Annotated in this window: 1 protein-coding gene; it reads left to right on the forward strand. The window is 61.5% G+C overall.

Going from position 1 to position 678, the window contains the following annotated elements; translation table 11 throughout:
• On the forward strand, positions 1-678 hold a 678-nt coding region (locus tag WN73_RS04200; RefSeq protein ID WP_271551682.1), incomplete at both ends, for an AMP-binding protein.

Genomic DNA, 678 nt, shown 5'->3' on the forward strand with positions numbered 1-678 from the left:
CCTGACCTCGCGCCATCTCGCCTATGTGATCTACACCTCCGGATCCACAGGCACCCCCAAGGGGGCACGGAATGAGCATCGGGCCATCGTCAATCGCCTGATGTGGATGCAAAACGCCTATGGTCTCAAGGACTCTGATGTCGTGTTGCAGAAGACGCCATTTGGCTTCGATGTCTCGGCCTGGGAGTTCTTCTGGACCTTGCTTGAAGGGGCAACACTGGTGCTGGCGCCGCCCGGTGCGCACAGAGATCCCGCTGCATTGGTCGACTTGATCATCAGCCAGCGCATCACGACGGTTCACTTCGTGCCATCCATGCTGGTCAATTTTATGGATGCGAAGAGTGTTGAGAGCTGCAGGTCGCTGCGGCGAGTTTTATGCAGCGGCGAGGCGCTTCCTGCCGCCAGTGTGCATAGGGTTCGGCGCCTCTTGCCTTGGACGGGCCTGCACAATCTGTACGGTCCGACGGAAGCTGCGATCGACGTGACAGCGTGGAGTTGTCCGGATGGGTTTGATGGCGCCATTGTCCCGATTGGCCGTCCAATCGCGAACACGCGGATCTATCTGCTGGACGGTCATGGTGCGCCCGTTCCGTTTGGCGCGGTCGGGGAGCTCTACATCGGCGGGGCGGGGGTGGCGCGCGGCTACCTGAACCGGCCCGAGCTGACCGCGGAGCGGTT

This window comes from Bradyrhizobium sp. CCBAU 45394 (genome assembly GCF_028128655.1).
GTDB classification, from domain to species: Bacteria; Pseudomonadota; Alphaproteobacteria; order Rhizobiales; family Xanthobacteraceae; genus Bradyrhizobium; species Bradyrhizobium diazoefficiens.